A 25,686-nucleotide genomic window follows, 5' to 3' on the forward strand; every position below is an offset into this window, starting at 1 on the left:
CGGAACTCCGCCGGGTACGGGGGACGGGTTCTCGGCATGGCAAAAACACCTCACGCGAAAGCGTTCTTGGTGTCCACCGATCCGGGGCAATCCCAGACCTTGCAGGCGACGTGCAGGGCTTGGTCGACGTTGTAGCCGAAGCGGCCCCTGCACTTCGCCAGGTCGATGCCCGCGTGCCTCTGCGCACGGCCTGCGCGACCGCATTAGGGAGGATGCGGGCCCTCAGGTCGGGAGGGGTGACGATGATCGGGCTGTCGCGGTAGCCGGGCATGGTGGCGGACCTGAAAAGGGAGAGGCCGCCCCCTCGTGAGGACGGCCTCCCAGGCAGGAAGGACGCCCCCAGGCTCGGGGCGCCCCGTGCATCCGCCAACACATGCCCCGGCAGGGACAGACGCCCTTGGCTACGCCTTGGCGGCCGGGGGCTGGGCCGGGCGCAGCAGCTTGGCGGTGAGGGCTCGCGAGGCCAGCTTCCGGTCCCAGCCGCAGTGCTCCACCAGGTACCGCATGGCCTCCGCGAAAACGGGTTCGACGCGGACGGCCATGTTGTTGAGCTCCTCGCCGTCTTTCATGCGCTCGTACACCTTGCGCTGGCGCAGGATGGACCGCAGGCCCTGCGCGATGGCGGCGTCGAGTTCGTGCACCTTGCGAGCCTTGTCCCGGGCACGCTTGGCGCGCTTGCGGGCGTTCTCCTGGCTCTGGGTCAGGCGCGTCGCCGGGGACAGCGGCATGCCCGCTTCCTCGTCCCCGGCGACGTAGGGGCCGGGATCGAACCCGGCGAGGGAGTCGGCGAAAGCGGCGGCCCAGCGGGCCCGGTCGGCGGCGGCGTCGGTCATGACGACATAGTGCCGAGCCGGGACGCAAGGGACCAACGTCAGGTCACGGCAAGGGCCGGACATGAAGACGCCCGCCGGGCCGTGGGGCTCGCAGCGGGCGTCCGTCCGGGAAAGGTGCAGCCCTTCGTCGTGACCCCCGCAGAATAGGGCCTGACGTTGATGGCCACAACACCCTCGCGCGCGATCTCCTTAGATGTTTGATCCCAGGGTTTGATGGTGCATTTTTCACGCGCGAGTGGAAGGATGCGCTATGGGCCAGGTTCACCACGGCTGCGCCACAACGACTGCGGCAATCCGTCGAGCGATCCAGCATAGTCAAGACAGCTTGAAGCATCTCGCGACACGCTATGGCATCAATCCCAAGACCGTCGCCAAATGGAAGAAGCGGATCTCGACCGCAGACTGCAGGACAGGACCGAGCGAACCGAAATCCACGGTGCTGTCGAGCGAGGACGAGGCGGTTATCGTGGCGTTCCGACGCCACACTCTCCTTCCGCTGGATGATTGCCTCTACGCTCTCCAGACAACAATCCCGCATCTGACGCGCTCGTCCTTGCATCGTTGCTTGCAGCGCCATGGCATCTCACGGTTGCCAGACACGAGCGATGAGCAGCCGAAGCGTTCCAAGTTCAAACGCTATCCGATCGGCTACTTCCACATCGATATCGCCGAAGTCAGAACACAGGAAGGCAAACTCTATCTGTTCGTGGCCATCGACCGAACGTCCAAGTTCGCTTTCGTCGAGTTGCATGAGCAAGCAACCCGCCGCGTTGCAGGAGACTTTCTGAGAGCGCTTGCCAGCACTGTTCCCTACAAAATCCAGATTGCGCTCACCGACAATGGCACACACTTCACCGATCCTACCGGCGATGGTTGGACGCCCGAAGACATCAAAGCAATGCGGGCTGAGAAGGTGCCGTTTCGCTGCCATGCTTTCGAGGGAGCTTGCGCTGATCTCGACATCAAGCACCGCTTGACCAAGCCTCGTCATCCCTGGACGAACGGGCAGGTCGAACGGATGAACCGGACGATCAAGGAAGCGACCGTGAAACGCTTCCATTACGACAGCCACGATCAACATCGACAGCACCTCGCCGACTTTGTCGCAGCCTACAACTTCGCACGTCGCCTCAAGAGCTTACGCGGCCTCACACCCTACGAGGCCATCTGCAAAGCCTGGACAGACGACCCGTCCAGGTTCACGAATGACCCGCACCACCAAATTCCGGGACCAAACATCTAGTACCCCGTAACACTTCGTGCGTAGCAGATGCCGCTGGTACATTGAGGGTCTCGGCCACGTCGTCGACCACGATGGCCGCCTCGACCTCGGACTCCGGGACGGGCGCAGGCTCGGCCGTGACCTTACCGATGGCGGCGACCTGGCGGGCGTCCCGGAGAGCGCTCGTGACCCACCGGACGGAAACGCCGTAGAGGGCGGCGACGTCGGCCTGCCTCATGCCGAGCTCGACCATCTCCTCGACCTGCTGTCCGATGTGGAGACGCACCGCCTGCTGGTCGGAGCGGGCCTGGACCCCCGCCGCACGCCGGGCCTTCACGACGCGCCCGATGGCGTTCGACGCGCGCCGGGCGCCGTCGATGAGCATGCGCAGGTCGGCGCGCTTCATCTCGCGGGACTCGATGTCGAGGAGCTCGACGAAGTAGCCGGGCGCGGGCCTGTAGCGGGGGTCGAGCTTCCGGGTGCCCTTGAGGATGCGCTCGCCCCGGGCGGCGACCTGCGCCTTGGCCCGGAGGGTCACGGTCTTGTCGAGGGCCTCCGCCTCCGTCAGGCCGCACCGGGCCGCCTGGTCGCGCACGTAGCGGTCGAGGGCCGAGGCGGGCATGTCCCAGGCCGCGGCGTACGTCAGGGCGAGGATCCAGGCGTTGCGGCCCTCGCCGTCGGGCACGGAGCCAGTGCCGTGCCGGACGGCCTGGAGCCGCTCCAGGTCCTCGCGGAGCGTGGCCCAGTACGAGCGCCCCCCGAGCTTGGCCCCGGCATGCTGCTTCCGGGGCGCGCGGGCGGCGAGGACCTTGGCGGTGCGCTCGGCCTTGGCGGCGGCCGCCTCGGCGTCCTTTTCCTTCTTGGTCTTGCGGCGATAGGGCAGGACCGCTTCGGCCAGGGCGTCGAACGTGGTCGGCTGGATCTCGCGGATGTAGGTGGGCCAGAGGATGCCGACGATGGCGCCGTTCCGCTCGTTGCGGGTCTTCGGCATGCGGAAGACTTTCGTGATGGTCTTCGCCGAGGGGTCCGAGCCCATGGATCGGAAGGTCTGGTGCAGGGTCTCCTGGATGGCCCGGTGGCGGGCCAGGACGGCCTGCGCGGGCTGGCAGGCGTAGAGCCAGGCGACGAGGAGGCCGCGCCCGCTGGACGTGGCGTAGGACGGCGCAGGCCAGGCCCGATCCTGGCAGACGTTCAGGACGGCTTCGAGGACGACGAGGGGCGAGACGTCCTTCCAGTCGGGTTCGTTGTAGAAGTCGAGGTCGACCCACGAGGCGCCGATGGAGACGGCGTTCTCCGTCGTGCGCTTGGGCTTGGGCTCGCCCCGGTTCTGGCGGGGCCAGGTCGCGAAGCTCATGAACCGGTGCTGGCCGACGTCGCAGGTGCGGGTCGCCAGGGCGTACGTGCTCCAGCGGCTGTCGTGCCAGGTCGGCTTGCCGGTCTTCCTCGACGTGGCCGGGCCGCAGAAGGCGACGGAGCCCGGGGTGCCCTGCGGGTGCACGATGCGGGAGTAGTCGAGGGGCGAGAGGTCCGAGCAGAAGACGAGGCTGGGGCGCTCGGCGGGAGCCTGCACGGGCAGGCCGAAGGTGTTGGCGGGTGTCACGACGGTCCCTTATCTCGGGTCGTCCGTGGGGCTGCACATCCACGACGCGACCGGGGTCAACGAGGTCAGGATACACGGGGACCTGTAAGGGTCAATTCAGGCGGAGGCGGGTCGAACACATTCCGATAGGCGCCCGAATACTTGCGACCGGAAGCGGAAAACGGCCCTGCTGCAAAGCTCGATACGGCCCTGGAAGGCACGGAAACGGGGTCTGTGCGGGCTGTTGGGGTGGCACGCGTGTATCGACCCATCCGGCACCTCAAGGGCATCAGGCGGGCTTGCCTGCGCCTCGGACCGGTTCGGGTATCCTGTCGGCGACCTGGAGGGGCAGCGAGATTTTTTTGTCCCCGTCCCTTGGCTCCGCCAAGAAAGACATACCCCGTAACACTTCGTGCGGAGCGGAGGCGGCCGGATTGTGGGGGGAACGGACCTACTATGCCCTCGGCGGTGCCGTAGGACAAGCCATCCCGTCCTCGCGGGCACGTCCACGACTCTTGTGATCAAGGCGGAGCGGCGTAGATCCGGCGGTCGTGCAGGGACGGAACGCGGTCTTACCTGGGGAGATCTCGCCTGACGCCTGCAAGGGCGACGGTGTTTGGCCTTCGATGGCCTCGAGCCGGAGCGAGAAGTCAGCCGAGGCCATAGTAGGGGGCGGTACGCGCCACCCCTGAAGGGCCGAACGAGGGGGAGTGCCCGCCCCCTGTCGATGTGGGAGGCATGGCGTCAGATGCCCACGCGCGTGGGGCGGTTCAGCGGAGGGGCCGGTGAAGCCGGGCTTGCCCTGAGCAGCGACGAAGCCGACCGCCCGCGACAGGTCAAAGCGGGGACAGGGCAACCTCAACTCCTCGAACCGCCCGGTGCGGACCCGCATGCCGGGTGGTGTGGGAGGGGTGCGGTTCATAAGGATCGCCCCCTATCCCGATCGAGCCGCCAGAACCGTGACGAGCGGCTCGCCGGCCCGCGTGACGGTGACGACGGATGGCGCCGGGCGGGCCGCGGCGACGCCGGCGACCGCCAGGCCGAGGGCGCATAAGCCAAGGGCGGCGACGAGCTCGCGGTCGAACATGGGGCCGGCCTCCGGAGGGGACGGCCCAGCTTGCCAGCATCAGTCGCCAGACGAAAGGTCGCCCGTTCCCCGGCCGGGGCACGGCCCGCTCATCGACACCGTCACGTCGAGGCCGTCCCGGCTGTCGACGGACCACGTGCGCATCTGGGCGTCGCCGTAGCCGCCACCGACCGGCGACCACGTCCCGGCGAGCTTACCCTTGTCGAGCCATGCGGAACCGGCGCCCTGCGCCTCGATGCGCTCGCGACCGTTGCGGACGTCCACGGTCCCGCACGTGACCGACGTCGTCCAGTAGGCGGTGCCCCGATCCGGCGAGGCGTACACACGGGCGAAGCGCTCGCGGCCGGGCCCGGCGGGACCGCGGACGGCGAGGAGGAACCGGTCGCCCTTGGCGGGGAACATCACCTCGCTACCCGGAGGCTCGGCCCCGGACTTGGCGGCGGCCGGGGCCGCGGCGAGCACCAGGGCGACGGTTACAGAACGGCCCAACATGACCCATCCTCCTCAAAGTGAACCAGGCTTGCCCGGAGGCCGGCGACGCCATCCTCGGTCGTGAAGGCGGCCGCCTCGAACGGGTTGAAGCGAACCCGAATGGCCGAGGGGTACCGCGGCGCGTTGCAGGGAATCCCCCGAGCGTATGCGCAGACGGCGCGCTGCCGGAGGGCCTGCACCCTCGCGACGGCGGCGGCGTGGACGTGGAAGCGCACGTCCCGCAGCGTGATGGCGCGAACGTGCCGATTGGCGCGGCCGCCCTCGCGGACCGACCACGCGCGCGGGCGGAGGCGGCGGTTCCGGTAGACGTCGACGATGTTGTCGTCAGCTCCGGGGCGCATGGCGGTCCTCCGGAATCTCGGGCAGCGAGAGGGCCAGCGACAGCGCGCGGTTTGCCGCGACGAGCGCCTCCGGGCCGGAGAGGATGCGCGCGTCGGCCAGCCGGATGACATGCTGCATGTAGCCGTCGAGGCCATGGGCCACGTCGACATGGACGCGGCCAGAGGCGCAGTGGGCCCGCAGGGCGGAGAGGAGGTAGTCGAGAACGGGAGCGTGCATGGCGGCGCCTCCCTCACATCCGCGTCGCGAGGGCGTCGCGCGCGGCGACAATCCCCTCGACGAGCTGACGCAAGGTCCTCACGGAACCGTCCCGCCAATGCGCGGCGAGGACGCCCTCTTCCTCGGGATCGGGCCCGGGCAGCCACGTGTCGTCGAGGCCGCGCTCGACGCGGAGGTCGACAAAGATCGCGCGCGTCAGGGCCGGGAGCGAAGCCAGCGTCCTCGGCCCCATCTCCAGCACCCGGAAACGGCTGAGCAGCGCCGGGTCGAGGCCGGCGCGCGTGTTCGCCGTCGCGATGTAGGAGACGGCGGAGAGGTCGACCGCGCACTCCAGGTAGGGGTCGTGGTACGCACGCGCGGTATCTCCTTCGGTCAGCGCCAAAATTCCGTCGGTGAGCAGGCCGTTGTCGCGGCGCGTCCCGGCGCGAGAGAGCTCGTCGAGGACGACGGGGACGCTCGCCGCCTCCGCCCGCCGGATGGCCTGCAGGGGCACGCAAGCGCGGCCTGTCGACCACTGGCGCGACGTGCCGATGAACGAGGAATCGGAGACGCCCGCGCAGCCGTAGACCGTCACCGCCAGCCCGAGGACCTCGCCGAGCCGCCGGGCGAAACGGCTCTTGCCGGTGCCGGGCGGCCCCAGCAGCAGCGTCGGGGGGAGCGCCACGTATGCCCGACCGGAGATCCTCTCCGGCGAGCCGGCCGACTCCCGCCTAATGCACCGCAGGCTCGTAAGCTTCCCGTGGCGGCTCGTGGCCGCTCCGGGCTACTTGCAGCGTAGCGGCGCGCCGCGGACCACGGCCGACCTCGCCCGGCACGTCTGCCTGAGGCAGAAGCTGTCGACGGGCCGCCTCGCGCCGTGGCCCTTGCGAAACGCCGGTGAGGTCGAGCCGCCCGCCTCACTGACGGCCAACATCATCGATCCGCTCATCGAGATGGCGCTCGCCGGGGCCGGTATCGCTGCCCTTCCGGACTTCCTCGTCCGCGAACACCTCGCCTCCGGCGCCTTGGTGACGGTTTTGAAGCAGGAAACGGAGCGGACGGGAACGCTCAGCGTCCTCTGGGCCGCTAACCGGTTTCGGACGCCGAAGGTGCGGGCCTTTGTCGACTTCCTGCACGAGTGGTCACGGGACGACATAGGTTCGCCCGAACCGAGGCGACTTTAGCGGAGGCAGATCCGATGACGTGTGCTCTAGGCCTCCGCGCCGGGTAAGGGGCCACGGCATCCTGATGTTGCGGCTGGCGCCTTCAGGTCCGCTTCTGTCTTCAGAGCAGACATCCGAACAGGCGGGGCGGAAGGTCCGGAACGGGTCAGCAGTTCGCGTACCGACGGTTCGGCTGTGTCTCACAAGCCAACATTGAGCGCCTGAAGGACGACTTCGCGTAGGGCGCCCGCCGGGCAGCCGAGGCTGGGTGTGTCGCGGGGCGGTCGGCACCGCCCCGTCCCGTCGATTGGCCGTCATGGCACCAGCGTCGGCAATCGCGCCTAGCGACGGTCGAGCAGGATACGCTTGAAGAAGGCGGTCAGCTCGTCATGCGCGTCGAGGGGCAGCACGGTCGCGACGTACTGGTCCGGACGGACGACGACCATCGCGCCCCGTGTGCGGTCGATGCCGCGCAGGTCGAAGATGTCGGGACCGGTCTTTAGATCGGCCGTGAAGGCCTTCTCGTAGTCGATCAGTCCGAAGCGCCCTTTCCGCGGCAGGAGAAGCGCCGGCAGTTCCTCGACCTTGAGGTCTCGATGCCCCTGCTGGAAGATGGCACGGACGTCGATCACGCTGTCGATGTCTGCACCATCCGGCGTGAAGCGCCGCACCGGCGACCGGTCGGACGTCGCGAGACGATCCATCAGCCGGCGCAGCCTCTCGGCAGCCGCATCCGCGAAGGCGTAGAGGCGCCAGGCCCCGTCAGCGCGGTGAACGTGTCCGAGCTGCATCGGCTTAGCGTCGGCAAGGCGCACCACCGGCGCTGAGTGGAACCGCATGCCGACCGTGAAGCCCCTCGCCAAGGCCTGGTGGACCGCCTCAGTGGTCAGGCATGTCGCTGACGGGTAGTGCGTCGCGACGCCGGCCGTGTAGCGGCCGGATTTGACGAAGTAGGCCTGCAACTCCTCGGGATCGACGCCACCGCGCTCCGGATGGGCCGGGTCCTTGGGCGGTGAGGCCATGATCGCCGACCATTCCTTGTCGAAATCGATAAGGCCCTGCGCGATGGCGTGCCGTTCGACCGTGTAGGTGCGCAGAAGATCCGGGCTCGCCCGCCCGTCCAGGACGGCGGCCAGCTTCCAGCCGAGGTTGACCGCGTCCTGGATCGAGACGTTCATGCCCTGGCCGGCCTTTGCGCTGTGCGTGTGGCAGGCATCCCCAGCGATGAACACGCGCGGCAGACGGGAGCCGGCCTCGTCCGCCGGGACGTCGTCGAACCGGTCGGTGACGCGCTGGCCGACCTGGTAGACCGAGAACCACGCGACGTCGCGGACGTCGAGCGTGTAGGGGTGCAGCACCCGCCGGGCGGCCGAGATGACCTGCTCCTCGGTGATATCGCGCACCGCGTCGCGGTTGGCGGGATCGACCTCGCCGAGATCGACGTAGAGGCGCACCATGTACCCGCCCTCGCGCGGGATGAGCAGGATGTTGCCGTGGTCGGCCGACTGGATCGCAGCCTTGATGCGGATGTCCGGGAAGTCGGTGACGGCGAGCATGTCGACCACGCCCCAGGCATGGTTGGCATAATCTCCTTCCGGGACCGCCCCGATCGCGTCCCGCACCCGGCTGCGCGCGCCGTCGCAGCCGACCACGTATCGGGCCCGGACCACCCTGTCGGCCCCCGTCGCGACGTCCTTCACCGTGACGACGACGGGGTGATCGCCCTCGGGCTCGACGGCGAGGGTCACGAAATCCACGCCGAAATCGGGGGCGAGCCGCGTCGGCGACTTTGCCATATAGTCTTGGAGGTAGCTCAGCAGGCGGGCCTGGTTGACGATGAGATGCGGGAACTCCGACAGGCCGTCCTCGGTGTCCTGGACCCGCCCGGTCCGCGCGATCGTCGCCCGATCGTCGGGGGACGGGCGCCAGAACACGGTCTCGTTGACCCAGTAGCCTTCCCGCACGAGCTTCGCGCTCAGGCCGAACGTGTCGAACGTCTCGACCGTGCGGCACGCGACGCCATCCGCTTGCCCGACTTGTAACGGGCCATCCCGGCGATCGACGATGCGCGTCGTGATGCCGGGGAACGCCGAGAGCTGCGCAGCCAGCACCATACCGGCGGGTCCGGTGCCGATGATGAGGACGTCGACGGCATCGGGAAGACCTGCCGGCTGCGTTTCCGTGCCCGGTGCGGCAGCCAGGATCTCTGGATCCCCAGGTTTGTAACCATCAACATAGAATTGCATGCTGTCCTCCCTGCTCGGACTATATATCTCGTATATGCAATATATTCTGATCGAACCGTGGGGTTGTTGCCGCGTGAGCCTTAAAAATCGTGATCTTGGCAGCTTCCACGCCGGTGGTCGTGGATAGAGTCTCTGCGAAATCAGCTTCGCGGCTGAAAGCGGCTCGCCGCAAGCGCAGCAGAACCTCCGCTAGGTTGGGTCGGAGGTCCGCTGAGAAGGAGTAGGCGGACCTGGAAGCGGCGGCGCCGTCAATAGTCAGGCCGCGATGCCGGCCGGCATGTCGCCGGCATCGATCAGGGCCCCTTGGGAGCGCAGGATGCGGCGGACCTCTGCGGCCTCGGTACGCCCCTGGGTGGCGTGGCAGGCTGCTGCGACGCCGGCCGCCTGGCCGGTCGCGAGGGCCGTCCCCATCACCCGCAGCGAGGCTCCCGCCTCGCGATCACCGTCGGCGGTTCGTCCCGCGGCGAAGAGGTTGGGTGTATCGATGCTTGTCAGGCAGCCGAGCGGAATGTCGTACGTTCCGCGCTCGGGCGGATAGACGAAGCTGCTCTCGAAAGTCTTTCGGTCGTGCCACTCGACACCCCAGGCACCAAGCGCGATGCAATCGTCGCAGCGACGGCCTTCCACGACATGCTGCCAGGTCAATTGTTCAATGCTGTTGATGTGACGGCTCTCCCGCGTCCCGAAATCCGGGCCTGTCGCGACGAGGAAAGCGCGCTCCCAACCCGGCAACTCGCGCAGAACGTCCAGGTAAGCCCAGGCTTGCTGCCGGCCGTCCATCTCGGCGCGCGCCATGCTGTGCGCATCCCGGGCGTCGTAGTCCTCGCTCGCGAGGTAGGCAACGACGTCGCCGGAGATGGGAAGTCGCGCGATCACGCTCTTGCTCTTGCTGAGCGCGTGAACGCCCCGAGCCTTCGCGGCTTCGATCATCCGCGTCACTAAGGCTGCCGAGATGTCGGCATCGGGCGAGATCCCGCCGAACCGGGTACCGAGAGTTGCGAGGTTGACTGCGCCGTCGTTCCCATAGCGCGTCGATGCGCCAGCGAAGAAGGCGAGGTCGCAATCGCCGCTGGCGTCGACGAACGCGTCGGCCCGAAGGTCGTGTAGGCCGTTGTGATCTGCAAAGCGGATGCCAGTCACGCGATCACTCTCGCGCGCGGCCTCCGCCACGAAAGCATGGAGCAGGACCTCGACGCCGGCCTCTCGGCACACCTCGTCCAGCGCGCGCTTTACCGCCTCCGGGTCGAAGACGACGAAGACGCCGCGGTGACGGATCGGGGGCGTCACGGCACCCCAGCGGCGGAGTTTCGCGATCACGTCATCGGCCACGCCGGCAACGGCCTGCCGGGGCGGATCGCCGAGCGTGTATAGGCCGCAATAGGTTAGCACGTTGCGCATGGTGGCGGCGCCGCCGAGGCAGCCGGCCGACTCGATGAGGCCGACCCGGGCACCGGTCCTCGCAGCGCCTACGGCTGCGCCCACTCCGGCCGACCCGCCGCCAACGACGAGCACGTCATACTTCTCTGTCATCACGTCGACCCTTCTGAAGTTCTTTACTCGCCTGAACGCCGGAGATCTCAGCAGACTTGCGTTGGTAGGCTAGCACATCGTCTGCTTGAGTATTTTTTGTTCGTCGCAGATTTTTGTCGCAAAACCAGCGGCCACTTTTGCGAAATTTATTCAGGATGCTTAGCGTCGAGTCTGTGCATTCGATCTGCTCCGCCTCGTTACGGCCCGCGCTCGGCGGTTGATGAGTGCGCAGCTGCCCTGGTCCATGAGACCGGCGTACGTTGCGCAGTCTTACGAAGAGCCGTCTTGACGCTGACGGCAAGATCCCGACACGAATTGTTGAAACTGGACTAGACGGCTGCCTTGTAGCGGACGGGAAGCATGAGCAAAGCTGCCAGCAATGGCCCGGCCGCGAGGGCCAGGAACGCGACTTGAAACGACCCAGTCGCGGAAAACACCACACCGATGGCGATCGGCACGATGACACTACCAAGCTGCCAGATGGCGTTCGTGATACCGACTGCCGTCCCGGTCTGCTGCGGCCCGGCCACCTCGCTGACGGATGCCACCAGGACCGGCGTGTAAATAAAGGCTACAAGGCCGAGTAGCGGCGTCGCAATCGTAAACTCGCCTATGCTATCCAGGCCTGAATAGATGATTAGTGCGGCTGCAAAGGTAGTGAAAACACAAATGAGGATGGGCTTTTTCTTGTTGGAGCCGATCAGGTCCAGCAAAAAACCCAACGCAGGCTTCGAAACCATGCCGGCCACTCCGAACAGCGCCAGCAAGCCTCCGGCCTGAACAGGCGTCATCCCGAACTGCCTGGTCATAAGAGCATTGGCCCAGAACGCGACGCCCCAAGTGCCCCACATTGCACAAAACCCGGCGAGTCCCAGCAGTGTCAGATCACGATTGCGGAACACCAGCATGGGATCGAAGCGTGGGCTGGGTGCCGGCGCTTGCGGCGCAGGGCGGTGGCGCAAGATCAGGAATGCGGCCAGTCCGAAAACTGATGTGATCAGACCGAGCACGTTATAAGCCCCGCCCCAGCCGATGCTCACGCTGAGGCTGGGCACGATGGCATTGGCCAGAACCACGCCGAACGAATTGGCGCTGGTCAGCAGGCCCATGGCCCGTCCCCGCTCTGTGAGCCCGAACCAGGACACGATCAGCTTCACGGTCGCTGCATGGTTCGCGCCAGCCGCCAGGCCCATGATCGCCTGCATCAAGAGGCCGTAGGTGATGCTGGTCGTGAAACCGAAGCCGAAGGTTGCGAGGCCGAGAGGGACCAGCGAGCACAGCATGACCCGCTCGGACCCGAAACGATCGCTCGACAGACCACCAACCGCGTTCGAGATGACGTATCCGGAGTAGAAGGCCGTCACGAAGACGCCGAGTGCCGCGACGGGAAGGCCGAGTGTCCGGCCGGCCTCAACGGCGACGCTTGCCCAGGCCAGGCGATCCGTGAAGGTGAGCGTGACGGCGAGCCACGAGATGAGCAGCACCGTCCAGCGGAAGACTGGTTTGACGATGCCGTCCACGGTTTGCCCGGTGGAGGCCCCGGGAATGGATCTACGGCGTTCCTGCTCCAGAAGTGCTCCGGGCATGCTTCTCTCCCACAAAGCTTATGCTTGATAGGGAAGCTAGCGGGAGGCGCTGGGCGGAAAAAGGTGCTTGACGAGGAAGCATTTTTTACGAATCATAAACAATGGATTCCATCGACAACATGCGCGCGTTTGCCGAGGTTGTTCGCACAGGCAGCTTCACGGCAGCCGCCGAAGCTCTCGGTGTCACCCCCGCCATCATAAGCAAGCGCGTGGTCCAGCTCGAGCGTCAAACCGGTTTTTCATTGCTCCACCGTACCACCCGTAGGGTGTTCTTGAGTGCTGAAGGCGAATATCACCTAGGTCGCATCAAGGCCCTACTTGCTTTGTACGATGAGACGTTCACAGCGTTGCGACAGAAACCCGAGCGCTTAGAAGGTCGTGTGCGCATTAAGGTTCCATCTACGCTGGGCTTTGCACGCCTCAATGCGCTGCTGCTTCAGTTCGCGCGCAAGCACCCGGGCATCGATCTGGAGGTGTTGCTCCTCGATGGCACCCTCAATCCGATTGTCGAAAGCATCGACATTGCGATCACGGCTTTTCCGATGAGCTTCGATGGTGTGAGCGACGAGACCCTTTGGCCCATTCGACGCGCCCTGTTTGCGAGCCCAGACTATCTAGCCCGGCATGGGACCATAGTACATCCCAGTCAGCTCGAAACTCATCGTTGTATCGTTTATCAGCCAACTGGGCCGAGCTGGCCTTTCCTCGGCGATACAGGCTTGGTCCATGTTACAGTTCGGCCGTGGCTTTCAAGCAACGATATGCTCATGCTACTTAATGCTGTTAGACAAGGAGAGGGAATTGGACTACTCAGTCATTATATTGCCACAACAGCATTGCAAGAAGGGCAAGTTGAAGTAGTCATTCCTAGGTTCAACGTTCCTGATCTGTGGGTAAAAGCTATGGTGCCTGCACAGCGACTCGTACTGCCGAGAGTGAGATCATTGCTGGATTTCATCCGAGTGCAACACAAGCAAGCAATCAATGATATCTAAGGGAAATATGGAATATTAAATACGGTTTACGATAAAATATAAATCATAGTCGATAAGCCAATAATATCATAGCAGTAAGTCGGATAAATGTTTAACATGTAATCGGTGATTTACGTCATCGACAGCAAGTGGTGATGAGCGGCCGTTCATCGGACTTATAGTGAAGGTCCGGAAGAGGGCGCAATCCTGCTATCCAGCGTTTACCTCTTGGGCCGTGGCTTCCCGCTCCGAGCTGTCATTCTGTTGACTGGATCGGAATGTAAAAAACGACAGCAAACCTTGCACGGCGGCCCTCAGCTTCCGCTGACACGCTTCACGCGAGAGCTTGGCAACAAGTTGAGCGTCAGGAAACCGTGTCAGGATATGAAATAACCAGAAAAACCTCGCAACCGGAAATTCCCGACATCGGCTTGGAGGAGCCGCTTTGGGTCAGGAGTTCGTCTGCCGCCTGGCGGCATGAACTGACCTGAGGCCCTTTGGCGCGGAACCGCCTCTCCCGACCCGTCGCAGGCCTTGGGAGGGTCTGCTCTCGGGCTATACGGCCGTCGTCAGCTTCGCGACGACGCCGACGATCTGTCGGAACTGGAACGGTTTCTCCAGCCGTTCGACGCCTGCGAACTCCGCCGGGATCACCTCGGCATCGTAGCCGGTCATGAACACGAACGGGATGCCGCGGTCCTTCAGCGTCTCGGCTAACTTGAACGACGGACCTGGACCAAGGTTGATGTCGACCACGGCGGCGTCGGGCTGCTGGTCGTCCAACTCCGCTCGCGCGTCCTCCTCACTCGCACATGGGCCAATCACTTCTGCGCCCGCGCCCGCAAGAGCCCGGGCGGTGTCAGTCGCGAGATAGAAGTCGTCTTCCACCACCAAGACACGGCAACCTGTGAGATCCGGTTCGCTCTTCATGTCGAGCGTCCCCCCAAAAACGGCCGTGCGCTGCGGCGCGCTGGTTCCCAGAATGCTGGTGCCCTCCTTGAGCGGAAACTCCAAATGACAGCGGGTACCACCAGGCTCGATCGTCAGCTTGCCACGCCCGCGTAACTCGTAAGGGACGCGTGCTTCGATCAGCTCGCTGCCGAAGCCTCGTCGGCGGAGCGCATCCTGGGTTGGCTGCGGGCGCTCAGGGGCGCCGTCCTCCGTCCATTCGAAGACGAGCCAGGGGCTGCCCCGCTTCTCGACGACGGACCACCGGACGGTGACCTTGCCGTCCACTGCGGATAAGGCGCCGTATTTGAGGGCGTTGGTCGCCAGTTCGTGCACAGCCAATATCAGCACCTCCGCGGCCTTGGGCGACAGCGCAACATCCGGGCCGGCGAGGTCGTACTGCCTCTCGTGCTGCGCCTGCACGCTCACCTCGTCGTGCACGAGGGCGGTGATCCCGACGCTGACATTCACCGCGCGGGTGAGCAGCGCCTGCACCCGGGCAAGCGCGAGCAGGCGGCCCATCAGCAGCTCGGCGTAGTCTGGCACGCTGGCTGCCCGCTCGCTGGTGCGGGCAGCAATAGAACGGATCATCGCCATGATGTTGCGCACCCGATGCTGCAACTCGGCGAGCAGCACGCTTGTGTGCTCGGCGGCGAGCCTGGCCTCGGTCACGTCCTCGGCGATGCCACCGATGCGCTGCACACGGCCATTCGTGTCGAAGAGCGGGAACTCGGTGTTTCTGATCCAGCGGAAGCTGCTATCCGAGAGTCGCTGGATCCTGAACTCATGCACAATGGCCTCACCCCGCCTTGCCTGTTCCAGATGTTCCAGCGCAGCCTTGCGGTCCTCGGGGATAATCGCCGACGCCCAGGTCTCCACGCCATTCAGGAACGCGTCGGGTCCGACGCCGTATATCCGCGTCACGGCGGGGCTGACGTACTCCATCTGCAAGGTCGCGGCATCCCGCACCCAGAGCGCGCCAGAAGCGGCATCAGCGAATTGGCGAAAGCGTTCTTCGCTCTCCCGCAGACGCTCCCCGGCGGCACGGCGCTCGGTCAAGTCGGCGGTGACCGCAAGCAGAGTGCTTGATTGGCCCGTGCCGTGGTGTAGTGGCCGCAGGCGGCTGTTGGCCCATACGACGCTGCCATCCGGCCGTAGGTAACGCTTATCGAGCGAGGCGGTCTCGCCGCTGCGCAGCGCCCTCGAGACAGCGGCGAGGCTTGGGGGCAGGTCCTCTGGGAACGTCACGTCGCCGATCGTCAGCCTCAGGACCTCCTCACGGGAGCGCCCGAGAATGCGGCAGATCTCATCGTTGACGCGCAGGAAGCGGCCGTCGAGCGCCAGCTCGGAGAGTCCGACCGCAGCATTGCTGAAAATGGCGGCCAATCGCTCCTCACTTTGACGCAGGGCTGTCTCGGCACGCCTGCGGGCGTCGATATCGACGTTCATCCCGGCCCACTTCTCGATGTTCCCTGTCGCATCGAGCACGGGTGCAGCGCGGACGTTCGTCCAAAGCCAGCCACCATCAGGCGCGCGAAGGCGAAGCTCAGCGTTCACGAGCCCGCAAGTCGCGATAGCCTCTCGCCATTGCTGCTCGCCAAGGGCCCGGTCGTCGGGATGGACAGCATTGAGCCAGCTGTCGCCACGCCACTCCTCCAAGGTCTGACCGGTGTACGCCCTCCAGCTCGGGCTATCGGCGAGGACGCCGTCGGGACCGGTCTCCCACACCGCCTGCGTCCAGCTCTCGATCAGAAGGCGGTGCCGCGTCTCGCTCGCGCGCAGGGCCTGCTCCGCCAGGTGTTGTGCCGTCGTCTCCTTGAGCGTCCAGAGGACGCCGCCGACCGCCCCGGCCTCGTCGCGGACCGGCGCATACTCGACGTCGAACCAGGCCTCTTCCAGCCGGCCGTGCCGGAGCACGGGGTAGAGTTGCGCCGGCAGCCGCGACGACCGACCAGCCATGCCGGCCGCGATGTCGGCCTCGAAGACGTCGCGCGACCGGGCGAAGGTCTCGTAGGCCGACTGCCCCAAGGCGCTGACGTCGTGCTCCCTCAGCAAATCCGTGAAGCGATCGTTGTAGAGGTGGATCGCATCCGGCCCCCAAACGAGGCTCATCATGCTCGGTGAGACGAGCATAAGGTCGACAATCGTCTTCAAGCTCTGCGGCCAGCGCTCGATCGGCCCCAGCGGCGTCGATGCCCAATCGAACGAGCGGATACGCTCGGCCATCTCGCCGCTGGTGATAGGCCAGGGGTCGTAGGTCTGCGTCATACAGCCAGGACACAGACACAAGCGATCAATCCAGTCAACAAAAGTCTGTCTTCGCTGGCCACGTTCGCGGCATGACTGCTTTCCGCCTTCATGCTAGCAGCCGCTTTCCACCCTCAGTAGCCCCTCTCACGGTCAGGCTGATTGAGTTTTGACCCTTGGCGCTCGGCCCGGCCGTCAAGCGCCTCGACGCGGCGCGCTAAAAGCTGCTCGCCCTGCCGGCGCTTGCGCCGTGGTCCTGGGAGGCCGCGGCGCGCTACTGGGGCTGACGCCAGCCACGAACGGCCTGCCAAGGTTAGCCTGATGCTCAGCGATGCTCACACGGACACGTGGCGTGCGCACGGCGGCCCATCCCGCCACCGCCAGCCCTAGAGCGCACAGCATCCACGTCGTCGCGCACGTCCTGTCCATGCCGAGGTCCTCCGCCGGACATGATCGCGCATCCCCGGCCTAGCGCCAGGGCACGAGGGCCTCAGTCGCCCGAGGAGAGGTCGCCGGCGCCGGAGGGGCACGGCCCGCTCATGGCGACCTCGACGTCGAGGCCGTCCTGGCGCGTGACGGACCAGACGCGCATCTGTCCCCCGGAAAGGAGCGTCCACGTGCCGGTGAAGCTGCTGCGGTCGCGGTGAGCGTTGCCCGGGGCCTGGAGCAAGATCGTCTCACGGCCTCGCGCGTCGACGGTCCCGCACGTCACGGTCGTCGTCCAGCCGTCCCGGCCGACGGGCGAGGCGTAGACCCGGGCGAATCCCGCACGGCCGCCGACGGCGGGCCCGCGCACGGACATGAGGAAGCGGTCGCCGGCCTGGGGGAACGGCTTCTCCTTCGGCGGGATGGTCGCGGCGTAGCCCGCCGCGATGGCGGGGATGACGACCGTGCGGACGAGGACGTGGTCGAAGAGGGTGGCGATCACGAGAGGGTCTCCATGGAAGGGGGGCTCAGTCGCCCGTCGAAAGCTGGCCGATCCCGCTCGCGCAGCGCGGGTCGGTGAACTGCGCCGGAAGGTCGAGCTCGGCGCCGCGCAGGGTGATGATGAAATTCTGCCGGACGCCCTCAACGAGGTAAGTGCCGCCGAGGCCAGGGCCGCGGCCGCGCTCGCTCGTGCCCTTGCCGACGTGCCGCGACAGGACCTTGCCGGTGCGGTTCTCGTGCGTGCCGCACGTCACCGTGACGCGCCAGTCCACGCCCGCCAGCGTGGCCTCGACAGTGGCGTAGCGCGTGACGCCGCGGCCCCCGGACGCCTGAACGCCGTAGTGCCAGATGTCCCCGCGCGAGGGGAACGTGGGCGTCTCGGCGTGGCTGGTGGCGACGTAGCCCGCGGTCAGCAAGGGGACGACGACGAGCCGGGTGACGGGGTGGTCGAGGAAGGCGCTGATCACGACAGGTACTCTAGGAACAGGGTCGGGGATGCCACCCAGGCCGAGTGGTCCGGCTCGAACCAGGAGATGTGCACACTGGTGACTGGCACGCCGTCGGCGAGGAGGCGCCCGTCGCCATCTGGGATCGAAGTGAAGCCGGCGAGGGCCGGGCGGTCTGGGCGCGTCGGTGGGATCCTCCCGCGCGAGGGCACAGACCTCGTGGAGCCGGCGGATCTTGAAGCGGGCTAGGGCGACCGGCCGGACGACGAGGATGACGTTGAACAGGGCCACGACCTCGACGTGGGCGACGGTCCGGTCGCCCATGCGCACGGGTCAGCACCGCCGCCGGGTATGGCGGTCTAACCTTGCCGTCACAACGACGACGGCTGCTTAGGGATGCGGGCGTACGCATTGTCGATAGCCACGACCCACTCCTCCAGGCGGGTGACCTCGTCCTTCTTCATGACGCCCCTAGCCAACGCATCCCGGTGCCGCAGGATGTTCTCCCTGCCGCGACGCCCGACGAAGTCGGGGACGACACCCGCCTCCCAGGCGGCATGCAGGCGGTCGGCTGCTACAGGAATTTTGCCCAGGAGATCTACATACTTTTCAGGGCTGACGTAGCGAGAGCGGAGCTTGCGCTTCCGCGTCGGGGGCGGTGAAAGTTCGGTCTTGGTTGCCTTAGCAACCGACGGGGCTTCCATGGCCTCCTGCTCTTCACACTCGACGCACTCCTGGGCGATAATATGCCGGTCTACGACCGCCAGGACAGCCGATACGTCCCTAGGGTGCATCTCCTCGACGCACAAGTCGCAGAGAAGGAGCCTCACCTTCTCCAGTGCGGCGATGCGCTGGCGAGGCGTCAGCTCGGTTGTGTCGACCCACTTGTTGGGGCTAGTGCCAGGAAGGGTGCGCATCTCGAACTCGGTCATTATTGGTACCTTCAGAGTGGGCGTTAGTTTGGCTGGGACGGGGCCGCCCTATTTAAGCGGCCTCGAAGGGCGCGGCGGCTGGGCTTAGAAGGGGATATCGTCGTCGGCGTCCTGCTGTCCGCCATGCTGGCCGTCCTGCTGGCCGCTCAAAGGATCGAACTCCGCGAGGGCATTGGAGACGAGCGCGTCGTACTCCGCCCGCATGATGGCCCAAGCTGCATCCTGCATGCTCATCTGCCCCACGCTGTTGAGGTTGATGATCAACGAGATGCGCTTCGAGGACGCCTCGCAGACAGCCTGGCAGCAAACGCCGCTTCTCCGCATCTGGCCGACGCGCTCGAAGGCGCCGCACGCCATCTCCCGGAGGATGGTGAGCTCCTGCCGGTGCGGCAGGCTGATCTTGTCAGTGCGAGACGACATCGCGAGTTTCCTTCATGTGGCGGTAGGGGGCCGAAAGGGCGGCGCCGAGCAGGACGCCGGCGTCGTGGATGAGGTCGCCCTCGCTGGCCCGGCCGGCGCGGGCGTCGTCCTGCAGGCCGGGCCGGGGGCCCCCTATTTGGGCGGGCCCCGGGATCGGCCGTCCTATTCGGGCGGCCGCGGCGGAAGCGGCGCTACGCGGCATCGCGGTCGTCCGGCTCGTCGAAATCGAAAGGGCTGTCGTGGAGGTGCGTGAAGCGCTCCTCCTGGGCCCGGTCGTATTCGTCGCCCTGCTCCTTCATGTGCCAAGCCGGGTTGGGCTTCAGCGGATGCGGCCGACACGACGACTGGGGCGGGCGCGGCGGCTGCCGGATGGCGTCATGCCAGGACACGACCGCTTCGATGCCATAGTCGATGAGCGGGAGCGGCTTCCGGCTCATCGCCGCGAACTCGGCCTCGTGGATTTCGAGCGAGGCTTCCCCCGGCGTGATCACTCCCCTGATGGCCAGGGTGAGCGCCCAGGAGGCGCGCCACTTATGCGCCGGGGCCAGTGCCATGCAGGCCTCGCCTGCCTCGACGGCGGCGTTGATGCGCTTCGACGCGGCGACGTAGGCGGCATAGACCGCCCTGAGCGCCTGGACGTCGTCGGCCGAGACGGACGGCTTCCGGTTCTCAGAAGAAAGAGGGGTGGGGGCTGTTGCGGACATCGCGGGGCTCCAGAGGGGGGACGTGCGGGACGGAGAGGGCGGCCGCCTCGGCGGCGAGCGCCGTCGCGAGGGCCTTCTCAAGGGACACCTCGCCGGTCGCTACGTGCCCGGCGAGGCGTTGGACGATGATGGCGACGCCGCTTGAGATGACGCCGTTCGCCCGGCGGCAGGCAGCCGCCAGCGACAGGCGGTCGGCGACCGCCTTGAGCTCGGGGGGCATGTCGGTGACCTCAGTGGCGCGAGATGCCGGGGGCGAGGTCCCTCGCCTGGAGGATCGTGCGGCAGAGCTTCTGTAGCGTCCGCAGAGAGCCCCCCTGGCCCCATGCCTCCTCCAGGGCCCGGTACTCGACGTCGTCGAACACGCCCCACGCTTCGTCGAGGCCCAGGTCCCGGCAGGCCGCGCGGGCGAACTGCGGGGCGAGGATCGGCAGGTGTTCGGGCAGCGGCGTGCCGACCGGGATGATCCTGCACCGGTCCTGCAGGACGTGGGGGATCCGGTTGATGTCGTTCACCGTGATGATGAACTGCACCGGGCTCAAGTCGATGGGAGCCTGGACGTAGCTGTCGTACCAGGCCGAGGCCGTGCTTTTCTCCAGCATCGAGGTTAACGCGTCGGTAAGCCTTCCGGTGTTGTTATCCCTGGACCCGCCGGCCTTATCGAGTTCGTCGACGTGGCAGATGATGCTCGCGACCGACGAGCGCAGCAGGCTCGCCAAAGGGTAGGACGGGTGCGCGGTGCTGTAGCGCGATGACGTCGAGCCGAAGCTGGCGTCCTGCGCCGCGTCCGCGTTGAAGCGGAACACCGGCCGCCCGGTCTCCTGCCCGAGTAGACGGACGTATTCCGTCTTGGCCGTGCCCGGGTCCCCCCACAGGATCACGGGATCCCAGCCCCAGTGCCCCCTCGCGGCATACGTGACCATAGCCTTCGCCGCGACGTGCATGTGCGGCAGGCGCGCCAGGATGCGTCCGACGATGGGGCGCCGGTCGTCGGGAACCGCGACGAGGGTTATGTCCTTGTTCAGGATGGGCTCGACCGTGCGCTCGATGTCGCGACGCATGTCCGACCGGCCGACCTCGCCAATCCTCCGCAGGACGATGACATGGCCGGGCTTGGCCACGCGGTCCGGATCGGCCGCGGCGACCTTGGCGGCCGGCTCGGCCCTGGGGCGCGGCCGCGCCGGCGGGGGGTTCCGACGCCAACAGACGATGCCCTCGCAGTCCTCGTTCTCCTCCTCCACATCGAGGGACGCGGCCGCCGGCATGATCCCGGGCAGGTGCTCCAGCCCGAGCGCGAGGGCGTGGCTCATGGCGAGGCACAGCCCGCACTGCGAGAGCTCGGAGGCCAGGAAGCAGGGATGCAGCGGCGTCAGCAGGCTCAGGCCGTGCGCCACGTAGTGCGTCGCGTCGCCCGGCAGCGACATCCGCGCGAGCTCGATGGCGTAGTCGTGCGCGTACTGGCGCGCCTCCCGCAGGCCGAGTGCAAGCGCGTAGTAGGCGAGGCGCCCGAGAATCTCCGGCAGACCGGGGCGGTCGAAGCCGTCCTCGTCGGCCATCACCTGCTCGCCGAGGTAGATGGCCTCGATCAGGCGCCGGCCGAGGAGCGCCTTGGCCTTCGGCGTCTCGCCGGCGGCCTAGCAATCGGCGGCAGCCCGCTCGATGCCGGCGAGGAATTCGTCGACGACGCGGTCGGTCGACATGCCGACGGCGAAGTCGAGCTCCGGCCCGGTGGCGCGCTGGTGGCGGACCCAGGCGGCGAGGTCCTGGGCGACGCTGTCGTTGATGAGTGATGCGGTGCAGGCGTACAGCTCGCGCGTCGGCGCGAAAGCCGCCCTGAGGGGCTTCTTCATCGATCTGGCCTCCTTGGACCTATCGAGCGTCAACCGGTCAAAACCAGTTGTTCGTCTCGTCCCAAGGATTAGACCGACAAACCTTTCGGAAGCGTTAAGGGCTCAGTCCTCGTCTGCCTCCGTCCGCCGGGAGGGGAACGAAGGTCCTCGCGACCTCGCGTTGATCAGCAGGTCCATGCAGCGGTCGACGTCACGCTCGACGTCCTCGCGGCTGGCCCCCAGGCTATCGCGCGGCCAGTGGTACCGGTCGACGTAGCGGGCCAGGGCGAGGAGGAGATAGCCTCGGCTGGCAGCCTCGCCGTCGAAGTCCTCGGCCAAACGACCCAGGGCACGCAGCACGCGCGGGTGCAGGCCCTTCTTGCTTATCCGGCTCGGCGTGACGGCGCGGCGGTCGACCTTGAATACGTCGCTGAGGGGTGCTGCCCATCCGCTAGGCCACAGCCGTAGCGCGGCTGTCTCGATGGCGGCGTAGAGGGACCCGTTGACCTCGGCTGGGTCGAGCGGCACCGGCTCCTCGCCATCGCTCAGCAGGTACGGCCGCCGCTCAGGATCATAGGCAAGAGACTGGCGACCGACGCGCCCGACGACGGTCCAGCCGTCCGGGCACGGCCACAGGTCGTCCCGCATGTTTTCGAGTTTGATCTCCATGTCGCCCGGGATAGCACGGCCAGGGTCTGGCGCTAGCGCTCCGTCGCGTGCGCGTCGCACCGGACGCCGGGCCCGGGGACGCGCGGCCGGCCGGGCGCGCCGCAGGCCTCGCACGTCTCCCGGCTGCGGTCGCGGGCGCCGTCGACGACGCGCCCGGCGACGGCGTAGGCCTCGTCGGTCCATGCGCCCCGGGGCTGCACGCCGAGCCGCAGCCCGGCACCGTGATCCCGCACGGCGGTGACGACGACGGGATGCCCGGCCAGCACCGACAGCGCCTCGTCGACGATGGGGCGCCACCCGATGCCGGCCCAGACTGTCGCGTCGGGCGCAAGCAGGTCCGCGTAGCGGGCGACGAGGTCCTCGGCAGGGACGCGGGCGAGCGGCATGCCTCAGCGATAGCACGGCCCTGTCGGCGCGCCAGCCGGTCCGGGCGGAAAGCGGCCTATCGCAGCCGCGCCAGCCCCTCGCGCACGGCGGCCTCGACGGAGGCGCCCAGGCCGTCTGCCTCCGTCCTATACCCGCGGACATCATGCAGCAGTACGAGCTCCCCGCCGCGGCGAACGACGACCGTGCTTCTGTCCGTGCCGACCATGACGCGGTCGGTGACCTCAACGACCGTGCCGGCGCTGGGGCCGTCCTAGGAGGGGTAGAGCATGCGCTCGCGGCCGGCAGGCAGGCCACGCAGGACCCCGATACCGTCGGACGCGTAGCCCTCCCCTTCCGCGAGCGCCGGCACTGGCATGGCGTTCGCCAGGTCGAGTAGGCGGAGAGCCTCGGCGACGAGCCCCTCGCGGGTGATGAGATCACTCATGCCGGTACCGTGTCAGCTCGCGCAGGCGCCGGCAACGCCTCGAACCGCGTACACCGCCACCCGCCGCCGTCCGAGCGCCCTGTGGTGCGGAACCGGCCGTCCGAGTGCCGTCCGAGTTCGACCTGGCCGCCAGTCCGGCGGCTGCTCCACGTAGAGGGAAACGGATCCGGAAAAGCCTGCAATCGGCTGCTTAGAAGGCGGATGCACTATCCAGCTGAGCTACGAAGTCTGACGCCGGTGACGTCCAGAAGCCACGGTTTGGGCCCGCGGTCAGGCGTTCCTGCCGCCACGCACTTTCCCCCTTGGAATGGGGACGAAAATGCCAAGCCTACATGAGTGAACCGGTTTTGGCGGTGGTTGGGATGGCTGAGGCCGGCAATCAGCGTCCGGCCACATCAGCACTCTCCGCTCAGCATGACAGTTGCTGCCGGTTGTTCTGTTAATACGATGCTCACCGGTCGAAAAATGAACACAGAAATTATATGCGAAATCGCGATTCATTATCTGCATGGCTCAGGCGCTCTCTCCCAACTCGAGGAGATTTAGGAGAAATTGCAAAAGTCGAGCAAGGCCTAAGCAGCCCGTGCCGTTACATCGACATCCGCTCATGAGCACAGTCCTGTGATGAAGTCAGGGGACGTCGGAACACCTCCCGTCTTGCCGGAGCGGACAAGTCAGACTCTGACATGTGCCTACCGAATCAGGTGTCCTTCTTTATGGGCGGCGGAAGGATGATCCCGCTCGTCTGACTGTTTCTGCCTACTCCCGCAAAACCCTGATACGAGACGAAGTCCGACTGCCAGGCAGCGGTGCGTCGCTGCGATGAATCGAGAATGTGAGCACGGGCCAGCTCTCCAAGCACGATCCGCGGCGACCACGACGCGGAGCCCGGCAGGTCGACGGCCTCGCAAGCGTCATTGTCGACACACGCTCCAGTCCGGCCGCTGCGCGACTCCCCGGTACGGGCACGAGGCGGAACCTCGCCCGACGCGGCGATAGAGACTGCGTCGGGTGCGCCCTGCCCACCGTTGATGCTCACGACGGAGAGCGTCAACGGTGTCTCGCGAGGCGACGTATCCGGCGCTCGGTAGCAGAGCAGGAGCGCAAACCGGCACGGACCCGAGGCAAGCGGCGACGCAGCCTCGACCGTGATCCGCGCCCGCGCCCGCCCGTCCGCGATCTCCGTGCTGAAGCCAAGCACCGAGCCCGCCGGCAAGTCCGGCCCAGGGGCAGCCTCGACGACCGTCAGCGCGCATGGATCGTACTCGGCCTCAAATACCAGTTCCCGAACTCCGCCGATGCTGTTGAGGACCGCCGGCAACGTCTGCGGCACGACCCCAGCTGGCAGCACGGGACGAGACGGGCGAAGGACGCGATCGAGAGGTCCGGTTCCTCGGACGGTGCGGTCGTCCTTCCGGCGCCAGGGACGCTGGAGCCCGCTTCGGATCGCCAGCGGCACCGCGAGGAGGGACAGGCCTCCGCTCGGCAGGCCTCCGGTCGCCTCATGCTCCCGGGCCGGGGGCGCATCGGAGGCCCGCTCCGGCGCCGAGCCGGCATGCGTGTCCGGCACCGGGTCGGAAGCCGGCGCGGGCGGCATATGCGGGAGGTTGCCGATCCCTGCCGGATAGCCCGCGGGCTCGGTGGCGCCGGACGTCGACGGCCCGCCGCTCCCGGAGGACGTGCTCGGTGCACCCGGCAACGGCGCCTCCCTTGGGGCGGTGCGCGGGTTGGGCGTCACCGCGGGATCGCTCGAGAACTCCTGATCGTCGTTCTCCGTCACGCCGCGCGGGATACCGCTACCGCCCGGATAGACCTCCGGCTCGAAAGGTTTGTAGGGAATGGCGATCGCGAAGTCCGGCAAGTCAGGACGGCCGGGAAGCGGGCTTGCTGCGTCCACTGGGCGATTCGGCACGAGGGCGGCGAGGATACGGACCGGACCTCGCGCGATCGGCGGAACCCCAAGCGGGGCATCAATGCGCAGCGCAGGCTGCGGCGGGACGATCTCAGGGGGGGTGACGACGGGCGGCATCACGCTAGGCGGAACGATCGGTGGAGGAAGCGGCTCGTCAGCCGTCACGATGACGTCGACGTAGCCCTCGGCCGTGAGCCCAGCCTCGTCCGCCACCGTGTAGGTGACGCGCACGACCTCGTTCTGCCCAGTCCCCCGATTGGCGAAATCCGCGCTCGGGTTGAACACGAGCGCATTGTCGACGATCGCGACCGTGCCCTGGCCGGGCGGCGCCGAGGCCGACACCAGCTGCAGCACCGCACCGGCATCCACATCCGTGTCGTTGTCCAGGACGTCGATGACCACCGCCCGATCCTCGGGCGTGGTCGTCTGATCGGGGCGTGCCACCGGCGCGTCGTTCAGACCCGCCACCACGATCGTCACCGTCGCGCTCGACCGCCCCCCGGCCCCATCCGCGACCGTGTAGCTGAAGCTGTCGCTCGCGCTCTGCCCGGCCGCCAGTTCGTCGAAGGCGCCGTTCGGGTCGTAGACGTAGCTG

At 66.9% G+C, this 25,686-nt stretch carries 27 protein-coding genes; 3 read left to right on the top strand and 24 right to left on the bottom strand.

Annotated elements, in window-relative coordinates; translation table 11 throughout:
- Positions 1-401: 401 nt before the first annotated feature.
- Positions 402-833 (bottom strand): hypothetical protein, encoded by a 432-nt coding sequence (locus BM430_RS32180; protein ID WP_093571270.1) that lies wholly within the window; start codon positions 831-833, stop codon positions 402-404.
- A gap of 250 nt (positions 834-1,083) precedes the next feature.
- Here BM430_RS32180 and BM430_RS32185 point away from each other — a divergent pair, with 250 nt between their 5' ends.
- On the top strand, positions 1,084-2,076 hold the full coding sequence (locus BM430_RS32185) for an IS481 family transposase (RefSeq protein ID WP_093571271.1): 993 nt from the start codon (positions 1,084-1,086) through the stop codon (positions 2,074-2,076).
- Here BM430_RS32185 and BM430_RS32190 read toward each other — a convergent pair.
- The 6 genes from BM430_RS32190 to BM430_RS32210 form a co-directional block, all read right to left on the bottom strand.
- Complete coding sequence (locus tag BM430_RS32190; protein ID WP_093571272.1) at positions 2,033-3,655, bottom strand: hypothetical protein; 1,623 nt, start codon at positions 3,653-3,655, stop codon at positions 2,033-2,035. The genes BM430_RS32185 and BM430_RS32190 overlap by 44 nt on opposite strands.
- A gap of 913 nt (positions 3,656-4,568) precedes the next feature.
- A complete protein-coding gene (locus tag BM430_RS34975) occupies positions 4,569-4,721 on the bottom strand; it encodes a hypothetical protein (RefSeq protein ID WP_177303242.1) in 153 nt (50 codons plus the stop codon).
- Between the two features lie 39 nt (positions 4,722-4,760).
- Positions 4,761-5,213, bottom strand: coding sequence for a hypothetical protein (locus tag BM430_RS32195; protein ID WP_093571273.1), 453 nt, complete (start codon positions 5,211-5,213; stop codon positions 4,761-4,763).
- A complete protein-coding gene (locus tag BM430_RS32200) occupies positions 5,195-5,554 on the bottom strand; it encodes a hypothetical protein (RefSeq protein ID WP_093571274.1) in 360 nt (119 codons plus the stop codon). The genes BM430_RS32195 and BM430_RS32200 overlap by 19 nt, the downstream gene beginning before the upstream one ends.
- Positions 5,538-5,771 carry a hypothetical protein gene (locus tag BM430_RS32205; protein ID WP_093571275.1) on the bottom strand — a complete coding sequence of 78 codons (234 nt, stop codon included), beginning with the start codon at positions 5,769-5,771 and terminating at the stop codon, positions 5,538-5,540. The genes BM430_RS32200 and BM430_RS32205 overlap by 17 nt, the downstream gene beginning before the upstream one ends.
- A 13-nt stretch (positions 5,772-5,784) precedes the next feature.
- A complete protein-coding gene (locus tag BM430_RS32210; RefSeq protein ID WP_177303243.1) occupies positions 5,785-6,435 on the bottom strand; it encodes an AAA family ATPase in 651 nt (216 codons plus the stop codon).
- Between BM430_RS32210 and BM430_RS32215 the strand changes: the two genes are divergently transcribed.
- On the top strand, positions 6,395-6,934 hold the full coding sequence (locus tag BM430_RS32215) for a LysR substrate-binding domain-containing protein (protein WP_280142299.1): 540 nt from the start codon (positions 6,395-6,397) through the stop codon (positions 6,932-6,934). The genes BM430_RS32210 and BM430_RS32215 overlap by 41 nt on opposite strands.
- A gap of 320 nt (positions 6,935-7,254) precedes the next feature.
- Here the strand turns inward: BM430_RS32215 and BM430_RS32220 are convergent, their stop codons facing one another.
- The 3 genes from BM430_RS32220 to BM430_RS32230 form a co-directional block, all read right to left on the bottom strand.
- The gene (locus BM430_RS32220; protein ID WP_093571278.1) at positions 7,255-9,159 is read right to left on the bottom strand and encodes an FAD-binding monooxygenase; all 1,905 of its coding nucleotides are present in this window, start codon (positions 9,157-9,159) and stop codon (positions 7,255-7,257) included.
- A gap of 255 nt (positions 9,160-9,414) precedes the next feature.
- The gene (locus BM430_RS32225) at positions 9,415-10,689 is read right to left on the bottom strand and encodes an FAD-dependent oxidoreductase (protein WP_093571279.1); all 1,275 of its coding nucleotides are present in this window, start codon (positions 10,687-10,689) and stop codon (positions 9,415-9,417) included.
- Positions 10,690-11,018: 329 nt separating this feature from the next.
- The gene (locus tag BM430_RS32230; RefSeq protein ID WP_093571280.1) at positions 11,019-12,275 is read right to left on the bottom strand and encodes an MFS transporter; all 1,257 of its coding nucleotides are present in this window, start codon (positions 12,273-12,275) and stop codon (positions 11,019-11,021) included.
- A 101-nt stretch (positions 12,276-12,376) separates the two neighbouring features.
- Here BM430_RS32230 and BM430_RS32235 point away from each other — a divergent pair, with 101 nt between their 5' ends.
- Positions 12,377-13,270, top strand: coding sequence for a LysR family transcriptional regulator (locus BM430_RS32235; protein WP_093571281.1), 894 nt, complete (start codon positions 12,377-12,379; stop codon positions 13,268-13,270).
- 534 nt (positions 13,271-13,804) lie between these two features.
- On the opposite strand, the gene BM430_RS32240 is transcribed toward BM430_RS32235, so the two are convergent.
- The 14 genes from BM430_RS32240 to BM430_RS32310 all read right to left on the bottom strand — a co-directional run.
- A complete protein-coding gene (locus tag BM430_RS32240) occupies positions 13,805-16,465 on the bottom strand; it encodes a PAS domain S-box protein (protein WP_093571282.1) in 2,661 nt (886 codons plus the stop codon).
- A 469-nt stretch (positions 16,466-16,934) separates the two neighbouring features.
- Positions 16,935-17,372 carry a hypothetical protein gene (locus BM430_RS32245; protein WP_093571283.1) on the bottom strand — a complete coding sequence of 146 codons (438 nt, stop codon included), beginning with the start codon at positions 17,370-17,372 and terminating at the stop codon, positions 16,935-16,937.
- A gap of 25 nt (positions 17,373-17,397) precedes the next feature.
- A complete protein-coding gene (locus BM430_RS32250; RefSeq protein WP_093571284.1) occupies positions 17,398-17,838 on the bottom strand; it encodes a hypothetical protein in 441 nt (146 codons plus the stop codon).
- A 350-nt stretch (positions 17,839-18,188) separates the two neighbouring features.
- On the bottom strand, positions 18,189-18,749 hold the full coding sequence (locus tag BM430_RS32260; protein ID WP_093571286.1) for a hypothetical protein: 561 nt from the start codon (positions 18,747-18,749) through the stop codon (positions 18,189-18,191).
- An 84-nt stretch (positions 18,750-18,833) separates the two neighbouring features.
- Positions 18,834-19,169, bottom strand: coding sequence for a hypothetical protein (locus tag BM430_RS32265; RefSeq protein ID WP_093571287.1), 336 nt, complete (start codon positions 19,167-19,169; stop codon positions 18,834-18,836).
- Complete coding sequence (locus BM430_RS32270; RefSeq protein WP_093571288.1) at positions 19,153-19,371, bottom strand: hypothetical protein; 219 nt, start codon at positions 19,369-19,371, stop codon at positions 19,153-19,155. The genes BM430_RS32265 and BM430_RS32270 overlap by 17 nt, the downstream gene beginning before the upstream one ends.
- Positions 19,361-19,873 (bottom strand): hypothetical protein, encoded by a 513-nt coding sequence (locus BM430_RS34400; RefSeq protein ID WP_143132196.1) that lies wholly within the window; start codon positions 19,871-19,873, stop codon positions 19,361-19,363. Before BM430_RS34400 ends, BM430_RS32270 begins: the two co-directional genes overlap by 11 nt.
- Positions 19,839-20,093, bottom strand: coding sequence for a hypothetical protein (locus tag BM430_RS32285; protein ID WP_093571291.1), 255 nt, complete (start codon positions 20,091-20,093; stop codon positions 19,839-19,841). Before BM430_RS32285 ends, BM430_RS34400 begins: the two co-directional genes overlap by 35 nt.
- A gap of 10 nt (positions 20,094-20,103) precedes the next feature.
- Positions 20,104-21,426, bottom strand: a complete 1,323-nt coding sequence (locus BM430_RS32290) for an AAA family ATPase (RefSeq protein WP_093571292.1) — start codon at positions 21,424-21,426, stop codon at positions 20,104-20,106.
- A gap of 78 nt (positions 21,427-21,504) precedes the next feature.
- Positions 21,505-21,720 carry a hypothetical protein gene (locus tag BM430_RS32295; protein ID WP_093571293.1) on the bottom strand — a complete coding sequence of 72 codons (216 nt, stop codon included), beginning with the start codon at positions 21,718-21,720 and terminating at the stop codon, positions 21,505-21,507.
- Between the two features lie 102 nt (positions 21,721-21,822).
- A complete protein-coding gene (locus BM430_RS32300) occupies positions 21,823-22,368 on the bottom strand; it encodes a hypothetical protein (protein WP_143132197.1) in 546 nt (181 codons plus the stop codon).
- A 32-nt stretch (positions 22,369-22,400) separates the two neighbouring features.
- A complete protein-coding gene (locus BM430_RS32305; protein ID WP_093571295.1) occupies positions 22,401-22,754 on the bottom strand; it encodes a hypothetical protein in 354 nt (117 codons plus the stop codon).
- Positions 22,755-23,005: 251 nt separating this feature from the next.
- Positions 23,006-23,179, bottom strand: a complete 174-nt coding sequence (locus tag BM430_RS34980) for a hypothetical protein (RefSeq protein ID WP_177303244.1) — start codon at positions 23,177-23,179, stop codon at positions 23,006-23,008.
- A 700-nt stretch (positions 23,180-23,879) separates the two neighbouring features.
- Positions 23,880-25,686, bottom strand: a 1,807-nt coding sequence (locus BM430_RS32310) for an Ig-like domain-containing protein (RefSeq protein ID WP_177303245.1), incomplete at its 5' end; no start/stop codon positions are given.

Origin of the sequence: Methylobacterium sp. 174MFSha1.1 (assembly GCF_900116815.1) — a bacterium.
Classification (GTDB): Bacteria; Pseudomonadota; Alphaproteobacteria; order Rhizobiales; family Beijerinckiaceae; genus Methylobacterium.